12 protein-coding genes are annotated in these 20,226 nt (G+C 63.0%); 3 read left to right on the forward strand and 9 right to left on the reverse strand.

The annotated features are described in order from the left end of the window. Window positions 1–19: 19 nt before the first annotated feature. The 7 genes from ACI2KK_RS21150 to ACI2KK_RS21180 all read right to left on the reverse strand — a co-directional run bounded on the left by ACI2KK_RS21150 (window position 20) and on the right by ACI2KK_RS21180 (window position 14,670). A complete protein-coding gene (locus ACI2KK_RS21150; protein ID WP_404670444.1) occupies window positions 20–4,615 on the reverse strand; it encodes an Ig-like domain-containing protein in 4,596 nt (1,531 codons plus the stop codon). A gap of 636 nt (window positions 4,616–5,251) precedes the next feature. Then, window positions 5,252–6,139 (reverse strand): pirin family protein, encoded by an 888-nt coding sequence (locus ACI2KK_RS21155; RefSeq protein ID WP_404670445.1) that lies wholly within the window; start codon window positions 6,137–6,139, stop codon window positions 5,252–5,254. A 192-nt stretch (window positions 6,140–6,331) separates the two neighbouring features. Beyond that, window positions 6,332–7,969 carry a phosphoglucomutase (alpha-D-glucose-1,6-bisphosphate-dependent) gene (gene pgm, locus ACI2KK_RS21160; RefSeq protein ID WP_404670446.1) on the reverse strand — a complete coding sequence of 546 codons (1,638 nt, stop codon included), beginning with the start codon at window positions 7,967–7,969 and terminating at the stop codon, window positions 6,332–6,334. A gap of 79 nt (window positions 7,970–8,048) precedes the next feature. Then, entirely contained in the window at window positions 8,049–10,304 is a 2,256-nt protein-coding gene (locus tag ACI2KK_RS21165; protein ID WP_404670447.1) for an ATP-dependent DNA helicase, read from the reverse strand. Further along, the gene (locus tag ACI2KK_RS21170) at window positions 10,301–11,950 is read right to left on the reverse strand and encodes a VRR-NUC domain-containing protein (protein WP_404670448.1); all 1,650 of its coding nucleotides are present in this window, start codon (window positions 11,948–11,950) and stop codon (window positions 10,301–10,303) included. The genes ACI2KK_RS21165 and ACI2KK_RS21170 overlap by 4 nt, the downstream gene beginning before the upstream one ends. A gap of 79 nt (window positions 11,951–12,029) precedes the next feature. Continuing rightward, window positions 12,030–13,460: a hypothetical protein gene (locus ACI2KK_RS21175; protein WP_404670449.1), complete on the reverse strand. Its 1,431-nt coding sequence runs from the start codon at window positions 13,458–13,460 to the stop codon at window positions 12,030–12,032. 187 nt (window positions 13,461–13,647) lie between these two features. Further along, window positions 13,648–14,670, reverse strand: coding sequence for a zinc-dependent alcohol dehydrogenase family protein (locus ACI2KK_RS21180; RefSeq protein ID WP_404670450.1), 1,023 nt, complete (start codon window positions 14,668–14,670; stop codon window positions 13,648–13,650). A gap of 208 nt (window positions 14,671–14,878) precedes the next feature. Here ACI2KK_RS21180 and ACI2KK_RS21185 point away from each other — a divergent pair, with 208 nt between their 5' ends. Together ACI2KK_RS21185 and ACI2KK_RS21190 are read left to right on the forward strand one after the other, a co-directional pair. Next, on the forward strand, window positions 14,879–15,793 hold the full coding sequence (locus ACI2KK_RS21185) for a LysR family transcriptional regulator (RefSeq protein ID WP_404670451.1): 915 nt from the start codon (window positions 14,879–14,881) through the stop codon (window positions 15,791–15,793). A gap of 152 nt (window positions 15,794–15,945) precedes the next feature. Next, on the forward strand, window positions 15,946–17,211 hold the full coding sequence (locus ACI2KK_RS21190; protein ID WP_404670452.1) for a tyrosine-type recombinase/integrase: 1,266 nt from the start codon (window positions 15,946–15,948) through the stop codon (window positions 17,209–17,211). 535 nt (window positions 17,212–17,746) lie between these two features. Here the strand turns inward: ACI2KK_RS21190 and ACI2KK_RS21195 are convergent. Beyond that, entirely contained in the window at window positions 17,747–18,214 is a 468-nt protein-coding gene (locus ACI2KK_RS21195) for a GNAT family N-acetyltransferase (RefSeq protein WP_404670453.1), read from the reverse strand. 123 nt (window positions 18,215–18,337) lie between these two features. After that, window positions 18,338–19,576: an alanine racemase gene (gene alr, locus ACI2KK_RS21200; RefSeq protein WP_404670454.1), complete on the reverse strand. Its 1,239-nt coding sequence runs from the start codon at window positions 19,574–19,576 to the stop codon at window positions 18,338–18,340. A gap of 409 nt (window positions 19,577–19,985) precedes the next feature. Here alr and ACI2KK_RS21205 point away from each other — a divergent pair. Further along, window positions 19,986–20,226: M81 family metallopeptidase (locus ACI2KK_RS21205; RefSeq protein ID WP_404670455.1), on the forward strand; the 241-nt coding region annotated here is incomplete at its 3' end.

Below are 20,226 nucleotides of genomic sequence, written 5' to 3' on the forward strand. Positions count from 1 at the left end.
AGAAGGTTGAATACCGTTGTCAGTCGCGCGGCGGCTTGACCACGGCGTCGGTCCAGTACGGAGCCATCGCGTGCTCATGGGACAGCCCCAGTTTCAGTGCCGCCTCCTGGCGCAGGCCGCTCGGTTTGCAGGTGATCGTCCAGGCCACTTCACGGCCTTTGAAGGGGTTATCCGCACCCGGCGGCGGGTCGAACACCAGGCCCAGCGAAGGGGCAGAATTGCGGCCGGAGTACAACAGCTGCATAGGTTCGCTCAGCAGCGGATGATCGGCTGCCAGGCGGTAGGTCAAGGTGTGCTGGACCGTCTCGCTGGCCGGTTGGGTAATCAGCAGAGGGCCCTCCAGCGGCTGGCCGTCGAACAGGACTTGCAGTTCGAGTGGGGGCAGGAATTTCACAGGTGCAAAGGTGCAGGACTGGCCTTCGCCCCAACTGGCGGTCACCGTCTGCTCGCCAGCCGATTCACTCTTGAGCAGGAACCTGGCGATGCCGTCCGGCCCGGTCTGGCGCAGTACTGGTTCCAGTTGCTGCCCTTGAACTGCCCAGGTAATCGGGTAACGCGCCACGGGTTGGCCGGCGGAGCTGAAGATATGCACTTCGTATTCACTCGCGCTGATACCGTCGGCCAGCGGCCAGTGCAGGCTTGCCCGGGAATCATGCAGCCGCGCATCGGCTAGCACATCGAAGGTCAGTACCTTGCTGAAGTAGCCCTCGGGAGCCGCGTCGGACACCAGCGTGACAGTGACGCTGGCGGTACCGGCCTGTGAGGCATTGAGGGTTGCGCTGGCCATACCTTGCGCATCGCTCTGTTCATCGTGCTCGCCCAGTGCAGCCCCGGTACACGCCCAAGCCAGCGCCTGGCCGGCGACCGGGGCGCCATCGAGCCCCAGTATCGTAGCCTGTACCACGATGGGCTCGCCGACCACCGCCTGGCTGGTGAGCAGCGGTGCGCTTGCGTACGGAAGGTCGTCGAAACCGACGGTGAACAGTTCAGGGTTGGCAGTACCGCCCGCGTACCACACCCTCACCGCCCCCTCGCCCGGTTGCAGGCTGCGCAGGTCAATACGGCTGTAGCCTTCGCTGTCGGTCAGGGTCTGCCCGTCGGTGCCGGCGAATTCGCCTATCTCGCTGACCCAATGCACCAGACGGTCTACGCCCAGGTTGTCGTATTTGTCCTGCAGCCGCGCGGCAAAGCTGTAGAGCCCTTTGTTGCCCGCCAACTGCCATGGCTCACGCGGCTTGCCCTCTACCGGCAGCAACACCAGCGAGTCCTCATCGCAGTCGATGACAACCGGGGGGGCGAAGGCCTGGCTGTCCAACAGGTAGGTCGCGCTCACATTCGCAACACCCACCTGCCGCCCGGCCTGCAGTTGCACGGTGGCTACACCCTGTTCGTCGGTATAGCTGTAATGGTCGAGCAGCGTACCCAGGGTCGTGGCCCACGCCACCCGGATACCGGCAACCGGTTGGCTGTTCATATCCAGCAGGGTCAAGCTGACCGTGCTGACTTCACCCGCTTTGCGCGCAATCAGCCGCGCCTGGCTCACCAGGCAGCGCGACGACAGGCTCTGGCGCAATTCGCCATCCTGGGGAGCCTGTTGGACTGCACGGTCCAGGCTGCTGAGCATTTCTTGCGCCGCGTCGCGATGGGCCTGGGTACTTGAGTGCTCGCTGAGTTTGCTGAGCTTCATCAACGATGCAGCGCTCAACCCGGTCTGCTCGCAAAGCTGGCGGGTATCCACCAGCACGCACAACTGCGCCAGGTTGCGGATGATCCCGTCGGCGGCAACATGCCCCGCCACATCCAGTACCTCACGTACCCCCCAACCCAGCCAGTTGGCAATTTTCTGTGCCGCCGCATCCCGCACCAGGCGCTGTTCGTTGGGCGTCATCTCACCCAACGCTTCAAGCATGCTGAAGTACCCCAGCAAGCGCTCCTCCGGCTGCCTGGCTAGGCGCAGACACTGCGTGTAGCGCTCAAGGTAATACAGCGTGTGCAGAGTGAGTTCGGTCGAGCGCAGGCTGAAGCGTGGCTGCTGGGCACGTGTCAGCATGCTGCTCAATAGCGCCGGGCTCAAGGCGAACCGGGTAACCACCTCGGCGCAGCGCTCCATACGCTGCACCAGGGTGGTCATGTTCTTCATCGCCACAGACTGATGCTGTGCAGGCTCGAAGCCCACCGCAGCCTCAAGCAGCCCGTGCACCTTGCCGTCGGCCCAGAAGATCACCGGCACCACATGGCTGGCCTGCAACGACAGCATCTGCGACAAGCGCGCCTGCACCACCCCCCATTGCTGCAGGCGCATGCGCAGAATCACCCCCAGCACCAATGCCCTGAGACGCTCACGCAGGTCTTGCGACATGGCTGGCAGCTCATTGTCAGGCTGCTCGTCGCTGCTCTCCAAACGCGCGATGACCACGTCGATCTCGCGCTCGGCGAAGTTCTCGTACAGCTTGGGGTCAAGGTCCTCTTCGGTGTGCCCGGTGTCGGTCACCAGCCCATGTGCGTCGACGATCTGGCTCAGGTGGTCATGCCAGCGGGTGCTTTTCAGCGGTGTTACGCCGGCCTGCTCCAGGGCGCGCTCAAGGTCCAGGTAAGGCAGCAGGTCGCGCTTGAGCTCACTGAACAGCGTAACGACCGCCTCTGGCACCACATCGGTGTTGCTCACCGGCAACAATTGCTGCACAAGCCAGGCGATGGGCAGGCTCTGCTGCTGGCACCAAAGCACGCACTGGCACACCGCATGGACCACGCTGACAGTGTCGGCCTGAGCATAGCTGCGGTACATGGCGTTGTGCGGCGTACCGGTCAATTGCAGAGCGAACTGCCCTTGCGGGCTGAGCACCTCGAGCAGCGACAGCAGCTCGATGGTGCTGACCTTCAGCAACCGGGCCAACAGGGTTACCCGATAGAAAGCACTGACGGTGGCGAGCGAACGTTGCAGCCGCGACTGCCCTTGCCCCTGCATCACGCTGCGTGCCAGGTAGCGAAAGGTTTCCAGGTTGATGCCCAACCCGCTGCACAGCAGGTCGACGGTGAGTTTGCTCTGCGCATCTTCACCGGCAAGGTCGAACCATTGCCCGTCGAGCACCAATGCAGTCGCCACCCCGCGGTTGAACACCCGGTCGAAATGGCTCAGCGTGTCGCCAACTGCAAACACCGACATGTTCGACAACAACGCAGCGAAGTCTTCGGCGCTGCAGGCGAAACGCTCGCGCAAGTATTGGAACAGGCCCAGTGCGCGTATGGTGTTGGCGGTCATCTGCAGCGGCTTGCCCTGCTCGTCCACAGCCGCCAGGCGCTCGGCATCGATGGACGCACACACCACCTGGTCTGCCTGCTGGAAAGGCAGTTGCAGGGCAAGAGCCAGACGCATCAGGCGCTGCACGCGATCACAACGCGCCTCGCTCAGAAAGCGGAATTGGTGGAGCAAGGGGTCGCCGGCATCGTTGGCCACCGACACGGGTTCGGGCGCCTCACTATTTATGAAGCGTGCACCGAACAGGCCCGGGGAGACCGGGCCGGGTACGGTGTTTTCGATCGCATTGTCCGAACGCCGTGGAGCGCAGGCGGCCAGGCCGAACAACGCTTCCATCTCGACCTGGCTCAGTTGCACCGCCTGGCAGAAATTGACCACGTTTTGCAGGCTTGGAAAGGCCGGCACACCGAAGTAGCGCATGAAGAAACCCGCATCATCCTCGGCTGCGGTTTCCGGCAGGCCGGTCAAACGGCGGCTCTGAGGGTTGTAGCGCAACACGCCTGGGGTGCCGAAATACGCCACCTCGGTGAGGATCGCGCGCAAGCTGGGGCCCAGTGATGCGTCCTGTTGCAGGGCGGTATCCGACCACTGCGAATGGGCACCGGGCTGAATGAAGTAGGGGCTGTCCAGATCCGACAGCCGAGAAATATCGCTCAGGCCTAGTTTGTTGTGAGCCAGCACTGTCCTGATCTGCTGCCAGTGCGTTTCATAAGGGAACTGCCTGAGCGGCGTGAACACCTGTAGCAACTTGTCTTCTAGCGCCATGCGGCTATCGGCTGCCTGGTGCGATTCGCTGCCGATGGCATACGCCAGTACATGGTTGGCCAACTCGACCTGGCTCACCTCGCGATTCATGGCCTGCTCGTCGAGCGACAGCTCGAACAGGTCTGGACGGCGGTTGCGCAGGGTCAGGGTCTTGTTCGGGTCACCGAGTGCTTCGACGTGCTCGCTGGCAAACATGAGCATGTCGACCAGGTATGCCGCCGGGGAGGTCGTTGCGTCGACGGCCTGGGGGTGGGTGTTGTCGCCCCAGCTGGGGGAGAACTGGTTTTCGAAGGTGGGGCCGTTGCTCAGGGCCAGCGGGCCTTTGGTTTCATCGCCGGGGCGCCGGCGTTGCGCCTTGAGCCGATGCTCGCGGAACGCGCGCATCATTGCCGCGGCGCCGACGTCCAGGCGCGCCTTCAAGCGTTGTGCCTCGTCCATCTGCACGCTTGGGTAGCTATCCATCAGCGCCTGGAGAGGCTTGCGTTGCAACGCCAGCAGCGAGTTCTGGCCGTCAGGGGCTGTCCGGGTGCCCGGTTCGGTCTCGAGGATCCGCTGCAGGGGGGGTGAGGGGGTACAGTCGTTATGCTCAGGCATGGGGGGGTTCCTTGGGGGCGAGGGCCTTGGAACGCCCTTCGCCGGGTTGCGGTATGGGCTGGATGCTAGGTTGGGGTGGCGAGTGGGATAACTGGTGGGGTTGGGGGTTGCGGGGTGGGGGGAATGGATGGCTGGGGGTCGGGGTCGGGGTCGGGGTCGGGGTCGGGGATTATGGTTATTGCTTTGAGAGATGTATGCGCATTCATTGACGATGAGCGCTTTTCGTCACCTTTCCGCCCTTACGGCGGGTAACTTTTTGAAGGATCAAAAAGTCACCAAAAAATCCCTGCTCCTATCATCCGGCCCCCTACGCTGCGCTTCGGGGGTTCCCTCGCTCCGGGCTTGCTCCGGAGGTACGCGCCGACGGGCCGTCCCTGGCCCGATCGGCGCTCGACCGGCATCCATGCCGGTCGCCCCCCTACGCAATCCCTACGCTCGGCCTCCTGAAGTCGCGATTTGTGTTGCCTGAACTATTGCGCGCTTAGAAGCAAGATCAAGAGCCAGATCAAGAGCCAGATCAAGAGCTGGAATGTTGGTTAATTTGTTATTGATGTGTTGTTTGTTCTGGCCCTATCGCCGGCAAGCCGGCTCCTACAAGTAACGCAGAAAGACCACCCCCGCCGAACGGCATTGAAATCAGTGGGCCGGCCCTCTCTCACTTCCCCCCATCACCCCAAACCGCCCCGCATTAAAGTCATCGAACGACTCGGCAATCTCAGCCTGGCTGTTCATCACGAACGGCCCATAACCCACAATCGGCTCATCGATCGGCTCACCACTGAGCAGCAACACACTGACATCCTCCAGCGCCTCGACCCGCACGCCATCACCCGAACGCTCGAACAACACCAGGCTTGCCGGCCCCGCCTCGCGCTCGGCATTGACCCTCAAGCGTCCGCGCAGCACCACCAGCGCGGCATTGCGCCCAGCAGCAACAGGCAATTGCAGGCTTGCCCCGGCCTTGAGCCGCATATCCCACACATCCATGTCGGTGAAGGTGCGCGCAGGCCCCTGATGCCCCAGGTAACGCCCAGCGATCACCCGCAGGCTGCCCGCGTCACCCTCAAGGCTGACTACCGGGATATCACTGGCCAGCAAGGTCTGGTAGCCCGCCGCAGCACGCTTGTTCCTGGCCGGCAGGTTGACCCACAACTGCACCATCTCCAGCGTGCCACCGCTCTGGGCGAACGCAGGGGAATGGAACTCCTCGTGGGTGATGCCGCCGGCAGCGGTCATCCATTGCACGTCACCCGGGCCGATCAGGCCGCCAGCGCCGGTGGAATCGCGGTGCTCCAGTTCGCCCTGGTAGACGATGGTCACCGTCTCGAACCCCCGGTGCGGGTGCTGGCCGACACCCCGGCGGTCGGTGGTGGGGCTGAAGACGTGGGGGCCGGCGTAGTCCAGCAGCAGGAACGGGCTGATGTGCCTGGCCAGGTGGTCGTAGGTGAACAGGCTGCGCACCGGGAAGCCGTCGCCTACCCAATGGGCGTGGGGGCTATGGTGGATACCCTGGATGTTTTTCATGAGCTGGCTCCTCTTGGATGAGTATCACCTTACCGGTGAAACCAATCATGCGGTAGATAGCTGAAATGGCATGGATCGTTCCATTTTTGGGACAGCCAAAACGCATCGCGGGGCAAGCCCGCTCCCATGCTCAAACCTTGTAAAAGGCGTGGCGTGGGAGCGGGCTTGCCCCGCGATAGGGTCAGTGGCCGATCAGGCGATCGCCGCGTCCACCAGCACCTGCGCTTCTTGTACCAGGCGCGCCAGGTGCGCCTCGTCGATGAAGCTCTCGGCGTAGATCTTGTAGATGTCCTCGGTGCCGGACGGCCGCGCGGCGAACCAGCCGTTGGCGGTCATCACCTTCAAGCCGCCGATGGCCTGGCCGTTACCCGGCGCGTGGCTGAGGATCTGCTCGATCGGCTCGCCGGCAAGCTCGGTGGACTTCACCTGCTCCGGCGCCAGCTTGCTCAGCAGGGCCTTCTGCCGGGCATCGGCCTTGGCCTCGACGCGGGTGGCGTAGGGTTTGCCCAGCTTGGCGGTCAGGTCGGCGTAGATCTGGCTCGGGTTGCGGCCAGTACGGGCGGTCATCTCGGCAGCCAGCAGGGCCGGGATCAGGCCGTCCTTGTCGGTGGCCCAGACCGAACCGTCACGGCGCAGGAACGAAGCGCCCGCGCTCTCCTCGCCACCAAAACCCAGCGAGCCGTCGAACAGGCCTTGAGCAAAGAACTTGAAGCCCACCGGCACTTCGTACAGCGCGCGGCCCAGGCCTTCGGTAACCCGGTCGATCAGGCCGCTGGAGACCACGGTCTTGCCCACGGCAGCGTCACTGCGCCATTGCGGGCGGTTGCGGTACAGGTAGTCGATGGCCACGGCCAGGTAGTTGTTTGGCTGCAGCAGGCCGTCAGGGGTGACGATGCCGTGGCGGTCGTGGTCCGGGTCGCAGGCAAAGGCCACGTCGAAACGCTCGCGCAGGCCGATCAGGCCCTGCATGGCGTGGGGCGAGGACGGGTCCATGCGGATCTGCCCGTCCCAGTCGACGGTCATGAAGCGGAAGGTCGGGTCCACTTCGGTGTTAACCACTTCCAGATTCAGCTGATAGCGCTCGGCGATAGCCGACCAGTAGCGCACCCCTGCCCCGCCCAGCGGGTCGACACCCAGGCGCAGATTGGCGGCGCGAATCACGTCGAAGTCGATGACGCTTTCCAGATCGTTGACGTAGCTGGTGACGTAGTCATGGCGGTGGGTGGTCGGGGCCTTGAGCGCCTGCTGGTAGTCCATGCGCTTGACGCCGGCAAGGCCTGCGGCCAGCAGCTCGTTGGCCTTGGCCTCGACCCACTTGGTCACGTCGCTGTCAGCCGGGCCGCCATTGGGCGGGTTGTACTTGAAGCCGCCGCTCTGCGGCGGGTTGTGCGACGGGGTGATGACGATGCCGTCGGCCAGGCCCTGCTGGCGGCCGCGGTTGTAGCACAGGATGGCGTGGGACACCGCAGGCGTGGGGGTGTACTCGTCATCCTTGCTCAGCGCCACCTGCACGCCGTTGGCGGCCAGCACTTCCAGGGCACTGGCAGCGGCCGGAGCGGACAGCGCGTGGGTGTCGGCGCCGATGAACAGCGGGCCGTCGATGCCCTTCTCCTGGCGGTACAGGCAGATGGCCTGGGTGATCGCCAGCACATGGTTTTCGTTGAAGCTCAGGTCAAACGAGCTGCCCCGGTGGCCCGAGGTGCCGAAGGCCACGCGCTGAGCCGCCACGGCGGCGTCGGGGCGGCCGGTGTAGTAGGCGGTGAGCAGGCGGGGGATATCGACCAGCACACTGGCCGGAGCCAGCTTGCCTGCCAAAGGACTGAGCGTCATGCAGAACCTCGAAAGCAACGAATGTTGGGGTTGGAACGCGCAGTGTACTGGGAGTTTCAGCGCCAGGCGATGGGGGCGTTCAGGCGCAGTGCCACCAGCTGGGGAACATCTGCCGCACCCGCGGTTCGGCGAAGCGTTCATCGATCAGCAGCAGCACGCCACGGTCGTCGTCGCCGCGGATCACCCGCCCGGCAGCCTGGATCACCTTGCGCACGCCCGGGTACAGGTAGGCGTAGTCGAAACCGGCACCGAACTGGCGGCCCAGGCGCTGCTTGAACTGCTCGTTGACCGGGTTGACCTGGGGTAGCCCCAACGTGGCGACAAAGGCACCGATCAGGCGCGTACCGGGCAGGTCGACGCCCTCGCCGAAAGCGCCGCCAAGTACGGCAAAACCCACGCCCTGGCCATCGGCGACAAATCGCGCCAGGAACGCTTCGCGGCTGGCCTCGTCCATGCCCGGCGCCTGGCGCCATTGGGGCAAGGCCGGGTAGCGCTCGGCCAGCAGCCGGGCCACTTGCTCGAGGTACTCGAAGCTGCTGAAGAAGGCCAGGTAGTTGCCCGGCTGGCGCTGATACTGCCCGGCGATCAACTCGACGATGGGCGCCAGCGAGGCCTGGCGCTGCTGGTAGCGGGTGGATACTTCACTGACGATGCGCACCTGCAATTGCTCGGCACGAAACGGCGCGGCCACCTCCAGCCAGGCGGTGTCGGCGGGCATGCCCAGCAGGTCGCTGTAAAAATGCCGCGGATTGAGGGTGGCCGAGAACAGCGTCACGCTGCGCGCTGCGGCCATGCGCGGCGCCAGCAGCCGCGCCGGCACCACGTTGCGCAGGCACAGGGTGGCCAGGCGCTTGCCCTTGGGGCCGTTGCGCGGGCTGATGTCGAACAGAAAATGCTCATCGAACAGCTCGGCAACCCGGCTGAACTGCAAGGCCTGGTAGAAGAACTCCAGCACCTTGGGCTCAAGCTCGGCCGGGGCCTGGTTCATGCGTTCCTGGATCAGCCCGATGCATTGCTGCAGCGCCCGCAAGAAGGCCTCCGGCAGTTGTTCGCTGGCTTGGTAAGGCGCCACCTGGGCCTTGTACAGCGCATTCCACTGCCGATTGAGGCGGTCCAGCGCGCTGCCAAGGCCTGCCGGCTTGCTCTGGCGCAGGGCCAGCAACTGGCCCTGGTCGAGGCTGGCGCTGTACATCGCCCGCCCGCGCTCCACCAGGTTGTGGGCCTCGTCCACCAGCACCGCCGTGCGCCACTGGTTGAGCTGGGCCAGGCCAAACAGCAGCGCGTGGGCATCGAAGTAGTAGTTGTAGTCAGCCACCAGTACGTCGGCCCAGCGGGCCATTTCCTGCCCCAGGTAGTAGGGGCACACCTGGTGCGCCAGGGCCACTTCGCGCAACGCCGCGCGGTCCAGCAGCGGCACCTGCGCCGCAGCTTCCCGGGCTGCGGGCAGGCGGTCGTAAAAGCCCTTGGCCAGCGGGCACGACTCACCATGGCAGGCGTTTTCGGGGTGTTCGCAGGCCTTGTCGCGGGCGATCAGCTCCAGCGTGCGCAACGCCGGCTGCGGGCTGTGCCGGGTGAGCTGGCGCAGGGCATCCAGGGCCAAGGCGCGGCCTGGGGTCTTGGCGGTGAGGAAGTACAGCTTGTCGAGCTGCTGCGGCACCACCGCCTTGAGCAACGGGAACAAGGTGCCGAGGGTTTTGCCGATGCCGGTACTGGCCTGGGCCATCAGGCAGCGGCCGGTGCTCACTGCCTTGTACAGGGTTTCGGCCAGTTGCCGCTGGCCCTGGCGGAACTCGGGGTATGGGAAGGTCAACGCCCGCAGGCCGTCGTCGCGGGCCAGCAAACGTTGCTGCTGCAGGTGCGCCCAGGCCAGAAAACGTTGGCACTGCGTTTCGAAGAAGGCTTGCAGCCCCGCGGCCGTGTGACGCTCGCTGATCAGGGTCTGGCCGTCGCTGTCGACGTCGAGGTACACCAGTGCCACGTCGATTTCGCTCAGCTGGCGTGCCTGGCACAACAGCCAGGCGTAGACCTTGGCCTGGGCCCAGTGCAACTGGCGGTGGTTGGCCGGCTGGCGGGCCAGGTCGCCGCGGTGGGTCTTGATTTCTTCCAGGCGGTTGCGCGCCGGGTCGTAGCCGTCGGCCCGCCCGCGCACGCGCAGGCCCTGGTACTCGCCTTCCAGCGCCACTTCGGCCTCGTAGCCGGCATCGCGGCGGGCGACTACCCGGCGATGGCCGGCGATGCCTTCCTGGGCGGTGGGCGAAGGGGTAAAGCGCAGGTCGAGGTCGCCGACCTTGGCGCTGAACTCGCACAGGGCGCGCACCGCGACGGTGTAGCTCATGCCGCCGGCGCCCAACGCACGTGGCAGACCGCAACCGGCAGGCCATGCTGCTGGCAGAATTCGAGCCAGCGCAACTGGTTGTCTTGCAAGCGGTCACCCGGCCCCTTGACCTCGACCATGCGGTAGCGGCCCTGCTCGGGCCAGAACTGGATCAGGTCGGGCATGCCGGCGCGGTTGTTGCGAATGTCCTGCAACAGGCGCTCGAAGCAGGCTTTAAGGTGCGCTGCCGGCAGGCAGGCCAGGGCCTGCTCCAACAGCTCGCTGTCGAGCATCTGCCAGAACACGAACGGCGATTGCAGGCCCTGTTTAGTGGCATGGCAGGTGCGCATGGCATCACGGTAGCTGCCATCGTCGAGCCGCCCCAGGCAGCGCTCGAACAGCGCCGCGCGGCGCTGTTGGAAGTCGGCATCATGCAGGTCTTGCGGGCCGGCCTGGAACGGGTGAAAGAACGCCCCGGGCAACGGGGCGAAGACAGCCTCCCAGCACAACAGGCCGAACAGGCTGTTGAACAGGGTGTTCTCGACATAATGGGCCGCCCCGCCCTGCCCCTGCAGGTGCACCCGCACCGCCTCCTCCACGCCCAGCGCGGCGAATTCGGCCGGCAGCTGCAGCTCGATCAGCTCGACCGGGTTGGCCCGCCGGCGTGGCTGCGGCGGGCCACCCAGCTTGCGCGCAAGGCGCGGCAACAGGCGCTCCAAGGCCTGGCGCTCCAATGCATTGGCGGGCGCTGCGGCCATATTCAACGCCAAGGCGTGGGCCGCGGCCCACTGCTCGCTGCGCTCCAGCACCCGCACCTGGCGGATGCGCGCCTCGGGGTGTGCGCAAGCGCCGTAGATCCGCAGGGCCAGCGCCCAGTCGGCCAGGCGCTCGCATTGCTGACCAACGGCATACAGCACCCGCGCGCGGCGCCGGGCCAGCCAGGGGTTGTGGCTGTCGAGGCCCTCAAGCAGAGCCAGCAAGGTGGCCGGCGCCTCGCCCTGCTCCAGGCGTTCGGCGCATTGGTGCAGGGCCATGGCCAGGTCGACCTCGCTGCGCAGGCGCAGGGCGCGGGAATCGTCGCTGAACGGCACCTGCTCGTAACGCCACACGCCCAGGTCGGCCAGTACGAACTCGTGCCAGTCCTGGTACAGGTTGCCGAAAAACAGCAGGCGCAGGCGGTCACACAAAGGTTGCAGGCGCCAATGCACGATTTGCGCAGAAAACCCCGGAAACCACTGGGCCAGCGGGCGGGGTTGCAGCGAAAGCGGCTGCAACTGCTCAAGCAATTCGGCCTTGCCCGCCCTGGGCCGCGCCAGTTGCCCGGCAAAGCAGCTGGCCGCTTCGTCCTTGCGCAGCAACGGCCACAGCTGCTCCAGCGCGAGCGGCGCATCGGCGTCGACCCAGCCCAGCGCCAGCAGCGGCGCCAGAGCGCTGTGGGTGTCGCCGATCTCGGCATACTCGAGCTTGTCGCTGCGAAACAGCTCGCCCTTGCGCATCACCATGCGCACCAACAGCGCCTGCGCTGCGGTTGGCAGGCCGGCGAAGGTGTCGATAAAGCCCTGCTCGTGCTGGTCGAGCAGGTCGGCGTAACGCTGCCCGACCCAGCCCAGCACTTGGCGGAAGTTGTGCAGGTAGTACAGCGGGTCGTCTACGGAGTGGGCGATCACGGAGGCTAGGTCGGGGGTGGGAATGGCCACTGGTTATACATACAGACCCAAGGGTTGGGCAAGCGCCACGGATCAACGGTCAACCGCCCCATCGCCCCGAGCGCCCCGCCAACCGGGCCCAGGCCGGTAATGCCGGGCCGGCCTGCGGCAACAAGCGCAGCGCCACGTCGCGGCGCCCCAGCAGCTGCACCAGCTGGCCCAGTTGCGGGCGCAAGGCGCCGGCATACAGCGCGCGCATTTGCGCCAGGTCCAGCCCGCTGATGTCCATCAGCCAGCGAACCACCGGGGCCGGGCACGGCCGCCCCTGCAGCGCCCGGTGCAGGTAAGGCAAGGCGATGCGCATGCGTGGGTGGTAACGCTGGACGAACTGCTCCAGGCGCCGGCCCTGCTCGGCAAAGGGTGCAAAGGCCTGGCAAACCAACTGGTCCTGGCTGGCGCCGTAACTGTCGAGCAGACGTTCCTGCGCCTGCTGCTGCAGCTCCTGCCCCTGGGGCCAGGGCAGCGGCCGTTCGACGATGCGCTGGAACGCCGCCTGGCTGCCATCGCGGTAATTGCGCTGCTCGATGTACTGGGCGTACAGCCCCCGGGCATGGGCCAGCGGCAGCGGGTCGAACAGCCCGGCGGGGCCGTGCACCTCGCAGGGAAAGCCATCCTCGCGCCCCAGCATGCGCTCCAGCAGCCCGCCTTCGTCCAGGTTGTGCAGCACAGCCTCCAGCGCCACCACCTGCAATTCGTTGCCCGCCGCACGCTGCGCCATCGGCGCGGGCTTGTGCAGCGCCAGGGCCAGCACGTGGTGCAACTGCATCAGGCCTTCGGCCAGCACCCCGACACCGTGGGGCAGCGCGGTGGGCGCGCTTTGTGTCACAGCGCGCAGGCAGCGCCGCCCCCAGGCCATCAGGCGCAGGCGCTGCCTGGGCGGGGTCACGGTCAGCAGTGCATCTACGCCAGCGCCGGCGGTCAGCGCCTGGTCCAGCACCGTGGCCAGCTCCAGGTAGGCCCTGGCCCCCAGCAACACCTCGGGCCGCCCGCCGCCCAGGTGGCCGAACAACAGCCAGGCGTTGCGCGCTGCATCACGCTGCTCGCTGCAGGCTACCGGCCGCGCACTGTAGGGGCCGATTTGGCCAGCGTCGGCGCGCAACAGCTCCACCCGCGGGTCGTCATGCAGAAACAGCGCACCGAAACACTGGTCGTGGGCCGCCAGCGTGGCGCTGTCCAGGCCCGGCGAGCGGGCCACCAACACCCGCAGGTGAAAACTGTCGTGGTGGCGTACCGCCAGGCTCAACTGGGCGGCGCGCAGGTAGGCCAGCAACTGGGCACTGCGCCGGTCGGCGCCATGCAGCACCAGGGTGCGGAAGTTGCCGATATGTTCCGGCCCGCCGGCAATCACCAGCAGGCGCTGCATCAATAACTGCACCGAGGCGCGCTGGGCCTGGTTCATGTGGGCCAGCAGGCGCTCCAGCACCTGCTGATGGACGTAGTGCATGGCCTGGTTGTGGGGGGTGTGGTTCATCTGATCTTCACCTTCCTGGATTGGTCCGATCGAAGGTCCGAGTTTGCCAGATGAAGATCAGGCTTAACTTGCAGGAAATTTCCGATAATCGTGAAGGATCATGGAATTTTTTTGGAACTGTGCACCGGGAAAATTCCGAAAAAAAGCCCGGGACAATGCCCGGGCTTTCGCTACCAGCCGGTGAAACTCAGGGTTGCGCCATATCCAGCACCACCCGCCCGCCACAGGGGCACTCGTCCATGTAGCGATGGGCTTCGACCACCTGGCCGAACGGATACACCTTGATGATCTGCGGTGTCAGCAGCTGATCAGCGGTGAACTGGTTGATATCGCGCAAGGCGCGCTGCAAGGCGACCTGGTCCTGGGCGATGCCCAGCTCCGGCTTGCCGGTGAAGTTGCCGATGCAGTGCACGTGGAACTGGATGTTCTTGCGAAACGCCGCACAAGCCGGGAACGGCGTCTGGTTGCCACCCTGCAGGCCATACAGCACCAGGCTGCCGCGCGGCGCCAGCACATCACCCAGCAGCGACATCTGCGGGCCGCCCATGCCGTCCAGCACCATGTCGACGCCACGGCCGTCGGTGTACTTGCCCACCTGCATCAGCAGGTCCTGCTCTTCGGTGACGATTACCTTCTCGGCGCCCAGGCCCAGCAAGTACTCGCGTTGTTCCGGCTCCTTGGTGGCAGCGAACACCCGCAGCCCCAGGGCCTTGCCCAACTGCACGAAGGCCGGCCCTGCGCAGTGGCTGGCGTCGGTGATCAGCGCGGTCTGCCCGGCCTTGGCCCGGGCCAGGTCGACATAGGCAAAATAGGCGATCAGCAGCGGCGTGTAGTGCACGCTGGCCTCGATCGGGGTGAGCACGTCGGGGTAACGGGTGATGGCACTGCGCGGCAGCACGATCACATCGCCGTACACCGGGTGCTCGTTGGCGCTGGTGGCCGGGAAGCTGGCTACCCGGTCGCCCACCGCAATGTCGTCAACGCCTTCGCCGACCGCCGTGACCACACCGGCCATTTCGTGGCCGATGCCTGCCGGCAAGCGTGCTTGAGAGGGTGCCAGGTTCTGCCGCCAGAGCACGTCATACCAGCTCACGCCAATGGCTTGAACGCGAATCTGCAGCTCGCCGGCGGCCGGGGACGGCTCGGCCTGCTCTTCGCAGCGCAACACGTCGGCCTGGCCGAACTTGTGGAAACGGATCATGCGGGACATCGCATACCTCGCCTTTGTGAACCTCGTATTACCATGGACTTTATCCGGGCTTGGCGCCGAGGGCCATCAGTGGCCGTTAATAGTCGACATGCCTGTCATTGATTGGGCCCCTGACAATTATGTGCATTGGCACCCGGAAATCGGTGCAGGGTAACAGCCTTTGCCCGTAAGATTCACCCCTGCACCACTTCCAGGCGAGCCGCACCGAATGAATCGTAACGACTTGCGTCGCGTAGACCTCAACCTGCTGATCGTGTTCGAGACGCTGATGCACGAACGCAGCGTGACCCGTGCCGCCGAAAAACTGTTCCTCGGCCAGCCGGCGATCAGCGCCGCGCTGTCGCGCCTGCGCAACCTGTTCGACGACCCGCTGTTCGTGCGCACCGGGCGCAGCATGGAGCCGTCGGCGCGGGCCCACGAGATCTTCGCCCTGCTGTCGCCGGCGCTGGACTCGATCTCCACCGCAGTCAGCCGCGCCGCCGAGTTCGACCCGGCCACCAGCACCTCGGTGTTCCGCATCGGCCTGTCGGACGACGCCGAGTTCGCCCTGCTGCCGCAACTGCTCAAACGTATCCGCGCCGAGGCTCCCGGCATTGTGCTGGTGGTGCGCCGGGTCAACTACCTGCTGATGCCCGCCCTGCTCGCCTCGGGCGAAATCTCGGTGGGCGTGAGCTACACCAGCGACCTGCCGGCCAACGCCAAGCGCAAGGTGCTGCGCCGCAGCAAGCCCAAGCTGCTGCGCGCCGACAGCGTGCCCGGCAGCATCACCCTGGACGATTTCTGCGAGCGGCCGCATGCGTTGGTGTCGTTCGCCGGCGACCTGTCCGGGTTTATCGACGAGGCGCTGGAGGAAATCGGCCGCAAGCGCCATGTAGTGCTGGCGGTGCCGCAGTTCAACGGGCTGGGGAGTTTGCTCGCCGGGACCGATATTGTGGCCACGGTGCCGGACTATACAGCCGATGCACTGACCGCAGCGGGTGGGTTGCGGGCGGAGGATCTGCCGATGGAGGTGCGCAGTTTCGAGCTGCACATGGCCTGGCGCGGGGCGCAGGATAATGACCCGGCGGAGCGGTGGTTGCGGTCGCGGATACAGATGTTCTTCGGGGACCCCGATAGTCTCTGATCGAGTTCCACTGAAGCCCATAAATGCTTTAAATACAAGATCTTACCTATTTTCTGTTTCCATAACCGTCCGTCGGAATCCACTCAATTCCAGCTTGACTGGGGGTATCTTTGGGGGAAATTAATCGCAGATTAAAAAAATACCCCCACATCATGCCCCCCGAAAAACCGCCGCCCTTTCGCCAAAAACTCAGCGATGCCTTCATACGCTCGCTGACCACATCCGGTAAGTACGCCGATGGCGACGTACCGGGGCTATATCTACAGGTGCGTGCCTCGCTCAAGCCTGGCAAAGCAGCGTCACGGCACTGGCGACTGAAGTACCGACTGCGCGGCAAGGAGAACGTGTTCGTCATCGGCAGGTATCCGGATGTGGGCCTGAAAGAAGCCCGTGAGCTCGCGCGGGCAGCGCGCAATAGCGTGGCCAATCACATCGATCCACTCAAAGCCAAAAAAGCCAAGATCGAGGCGCAATGGCTGAATGAAGCACGGACGTTCGCCTACGTCGCTGAGGAGTGGATGAAGTTCAAATCCGCCGACCTGGTCAGCAAATCCGTTTCAGGGTTCCGCGGCGCACTGAACAACCACATCTTGCCCGCCATCGGCGAGCGACCGGTCAGCGAAATCAAGCTTGAGCACATCACCGCCATCATTACCGAGCTGCGGTACAAGCGAATCATGGCGATGGCGAGGCGCGTGCGAACAATCATTCGTTCCATCCTCGGCTTCGCCGAAGGACGGGGCTGGGTCGAGCGAAACGTGGCCCTGAGCAACACCGAGGAACTTAAAATACGCCACGTGGTGACCAGCAACCCGGCTATTGAACGTCCGGCTGATCTGGGTAGGTTCCTACTGCGCCTCGATGACCTGAACCTTGGCAGTGTGGCTTATGCAATGCGCTTGCTGGTGCTGTTGCCAGTCCGGCCGGGTGAGCTTGTGAAAATGCGCTGGGAGGATGTCGATCTGATCGGCGCCGATTGGCGATATGTCGTCAGTAAGACCAAGCATTTGGACAAGAGCAAGCATATTGTGCCGCTGCCAGAGCAAGCTCTAGTCCTGCTGCGCGAACTGCGCAAAGATCGGGTGGTTGATGATGCTGGAAACGGCTGGGTGTTCAGATCGCCTGTGTATCCAGGTCGATCAATCGATGCGACGTCCATCCTCAAGTCGCTTCAGAAAGTCTGGCCCGAGTACACCATCACAGCGCACGGCTTTCGGGCGACTTACCGCACCATTGCTCATGAGCATTTAGGCATCGATCCTATCGTGCTGGAACTGTCGCTGTCACACCGGATGCCTGGTGCACTCGGAGCAGTTTATGCACGCGCTCAGCTCTTGAGTCAGCGCCGTGAAGCCGCCCAGTTGTGGGCTAACTACTTAGATCAGCTGCGTAACAATACGAAGCTAGAGCACGCCTAATAATCGGCAAGACTTACCGAAAACTGCAGCGACCCTACTTTCCCACTCGGAACGCACATGCCGACGCAATAGCTTGAAGGCTCAACGAGAGCAAGCATCGCACACGATTAAGTCAATAGCTATTAGTTCGCCAACATCGTTCCTGAAATGGCCTTGGCACATAAAATTAGTAACGCGACTGAAGCAGCGTATCGACGAGGCGATCTGCTGGAGAAACGAAAACAGCTTATGGAGGAATGGGCTCGCTATGCACTGTCAGTTTGCAAAGCAACCTGACAAAGGCAAAGTGCTGCCTGAACTGAATTAAAGGATGGAAACGAGACTCGCATCGGGCGTGCGAGCTGTTGAAAAATATGGGTTTTCAGCCATCCCTGAAACAGGGATAGCCTTGATTCTGGACTCATTCAACGCAGATTACAACCAGCGTACGCTTGGATACTAGGATCCTGAGCACCAGCTAACTCTGTTTTAGGACGTTCCACTCCAAGCGGCTCCTCACCCCACGACGTAGAACAACCTGATGCGCTCACCCTCTCTACACCAGCCGCTCCATTTTGACGATTTCAATGGGCACCGGCCTATTCCCTCGCGTGAAGGTGCCTTCGCCAATTTTTCGAAAACCAAAGCGCTCGTAAAACTTTTCGGCATTCAGTGTTGCTTCGAGGTAAGCGGTGGAATAGCCAGCGCTGCAAATTTTTTCCAAGGCCAACTCCAGCAATTGCTTGCCGATTCCCTGCCCGGCCATACTACCCCGGATAAACAATTTACTAATTTCATGACCATCAATTTCGACAAACCCATAGATCAACCTACCCTGCGCGAGCCAAAGGTTACCGCCAACGATGGCCTCCACATAAGTTTCAGCCGAACGGCCGTCCAGCCACATCGCGATCTGTTCAGATTTGTATTCGGCAGCACACAAACTTACTACCGAATCCTTGTGAATTCGAAAGATCTCCTCAGCGTCTTCCAGTGCCCCCGCTCGAATCGATATGCTGTTCATTAGAAATCTACCTGTTATGCTTTGGGAACGCTTGAGCGGTCATCGCACTAGGTCCCGCCTTAAGGCGAGAGTTGGGCGCGACGCGGCGTGGCCCGAAGTCAATCGTGGCCACGCCTCACCGGGTTAATCCGTTTGAAGGATTCGAGGGTTGGAGTTGCCCCACATCGTGTAAACGTCGGATAGCAGCGCGCCGTTGAAGCCTTCGAGCTCCGCCTGGGTAATTTCAGCGGCCCCCTGTTTGCCAAACAACACCACCTGATCCCCTGGTTTGACGCCGCCTGGCACATCGGTAACGTCGACCATCATAGTATTCATCGAAATCTTCCCGACAGTGGGCACCCGTTGGCCGTTTATCAACACGTAGGATTTGTTGGTGAACGCTCGGCGGTAGCCATCGGAAAAACCAACCGGCACGTTTGCCAGGAGCGAGTCACGCTTGAGTGTGAAGGTACGATCGTATCCAACGGTGTTACCAACCGGGTAGGCGTTGACCGAGGCCACCGTCGACTTGAATGACAAAACCCGCTTGTATTCAGGACCGTTCACGATGGGTTCTCCGTATAGCAGGCTGCCTGGTCGGACCATGTCGAGCCATGCTTCCGGAACGTTTTGAATGGTGTACGAGTTCGCGCAATGCAGGATCAGCTTCGATCGATCCAGATGGGCATTGTCGATGATCCACTGAGACTGCTGCTTGAATGCCTCCAAGCCTTCGAGGACCTCCGTACGATCCTCAACCGCAAAGTGGGTCATAATCCCGACCAACTCCAGCCCCTCCAGCTTGACCAATGCAAGCGAGTCTTGCTTGCCCTGCTCAGTGCCCATCTCAAGGCCATTTCGGCTCATGCCTGCCGAGTTGAGGCCAAGGTGGATACGCAAGGTCTTGCCATGCCGGGTCGCAATCTCCCCGGCCATGCGCGCGAAGTCCAGGCCGCCCACCAACTCTTCAACGTCATAGGGCAAAGCCGTCTCGACCTCGGCCAGGGTCGGAGTGCGTACGCGCATCAGTCTACCCGTGAACCCGTGCGTTCTGACCACCCTCGCCTCCTCGTTGCTGGCAATGGCGATGCATGGGACCTTCATTGCGATCACCGAAGGGAGCAGCAACCCGATGCCGTGGCCATAGGCATCGGCTTTCATGACCGCACAGACTTGAGCCTTGCCTTGCAACCGCGCCTGAACGGCAGCCAGATTACTCTCAAAAGTAGTTTTGTTTATTTCTACCCATGCATTGGTAGCGGCTACCTGTTGCACATATGAAAGGTTTGAGGTTTCCGTGGCCAGCAAAGGAGCGGCCTGTGCGAAGCTGAACGATGTTAGCGATATAGCGAGCGGCAGAAGTGCCTTGGAGAAACCTTTCATACGCAATCGTCCTTTTTATATTTATTAAGCGACACGAGGCCCCAGCAAGAAAACTCTAATTTTCTACTTAAAATACCGAGCCGCTGATTAGCGTATTACCCGCTGACGGTGGAATTTCGAGATATTTATAAATTAAAACGCCGAAAAACTGCAATTATTCGATTTTTTTGCACAGGTGCACCTTGCATATTTCCGACATCAGCCCTGTACGCGCTGCCATATCACTGCCATAGGCCATGCAGTATTTGCATAGCGATGGGCGCGAAAACTCATTGGAGCCCTGGGGCGAGCAGCCCTTACTATCGAACGACAGCGGCCTGAACCAGGCTCGGAGGCCTCGCTGAATTAAGTAGTAAATCCCTCTCTGCACACTGCTCAAAAATAAAACCAATAATTGAGGTAATCACCTATGCGGCTGCTGCTCGCGACCTTCAAGCATGAGACCAACACCTTCTCCACGGTTCCGACACCGTTCGAAAGTTTTTTTACGGGTGGCAATGCAATCACGGGCCAAGAGGCGATCAACGCACATGAGAACAGTGGAGGAGCCCTTAAGGAAACTCCGAGCAAGTTACCCACCAGTCGGAAATGGACGGCTTGGAGATGCCGAAAACTCCGATTTTCAGCCGCTGATTATTGGAAAACCAAGG

The organism is Pseudomonas sp. NPDC089406 (genome assembly GCF_044900265.1).
Classification (GTDB): domain Bacteria; phylum Pseudomonadota; class Gammaproteobacteria; order Pseudomonadales; family Pseudomonadaceae; genus Aquipseudomonas; species Aquipseudomonas fakonensis.

Excerpts from the sequence above, each read along its gene's own strand:
- ACI2KK_RS21150 (WP_404670444.1), bottom strand. The coding sequence starts at position 4,615 with ATGCCTGAGCATAACGACTGTACCCCCTCACCCCCCCTGCAGCGGATC.
- ACI2KK_RS21155 (WP_404670445.1), bottom strand. The coding sequence starts at position 6,139 with ATGAAAAACATCCAGGGTATCCACCATAGCCCCCACGCCCATTGGGTA.
- pgm (WP_404670446.1), bottom strand. The coding sequence starts at position 7,969 with ATGACGCTCAGTCCTTTGGCAGGCAAGCTGGCTCCGGCCAGTGTGCTG.
- ACI2KK_RS21165 (WP_404670447.1), bottom strand. The coding sequence starts at position 10,304 with ATGAGCTACACCGTCGCGGTGCGCGCCCTGTGCGAGTTCAGCGCCAAG.
- ACI2KK_RS21175 (WP_404670449.1), bottom strand. The coding sequence starts at position 13,460 with ATGAACCACACCCCCCACAACCAGGCCATGCACTACGTCCATCAGCAG.
- ACI2KK_RS21180 (WP_404670450.1), bottom strand. The coding sequence starts at position 14,670 with ATGTCCCGCATGATCCGTTTCCACAAGTTCGGCCAGGCCGACGTGTTG.
- ACI2KK_RS21185 (WP_404670451.1), top strand. The coding sequence starts at position 14,879 with ATGAATCGTAACGACTTGCGTCGCGTAGACCTCAACCTGCTGATCGTG.
- ACI2KK_RS21190 (WP_404670452.1), top strand. The coding sequence starts at position 15,946 with ATGCCCCCCGAAAAACCGCCGCCCTTTCGCCAAAAACTCAGCGATGCC.
- ACI2KK_RS21195 (WP_404670453.1), bottom strand. The coding sequence starts at position 18,214 with ATGAACAGCATATCGATTCGAGCGGGGGCACTGGAAGACGCTGAGGAG.
- alr (WP_404670454.1), bottom strand. The coding sequence starts at position 19,576 with ATGAAAGGTTTCTCCAAGGCACTTCTGCCGCTCGCTATATCGCTAACA.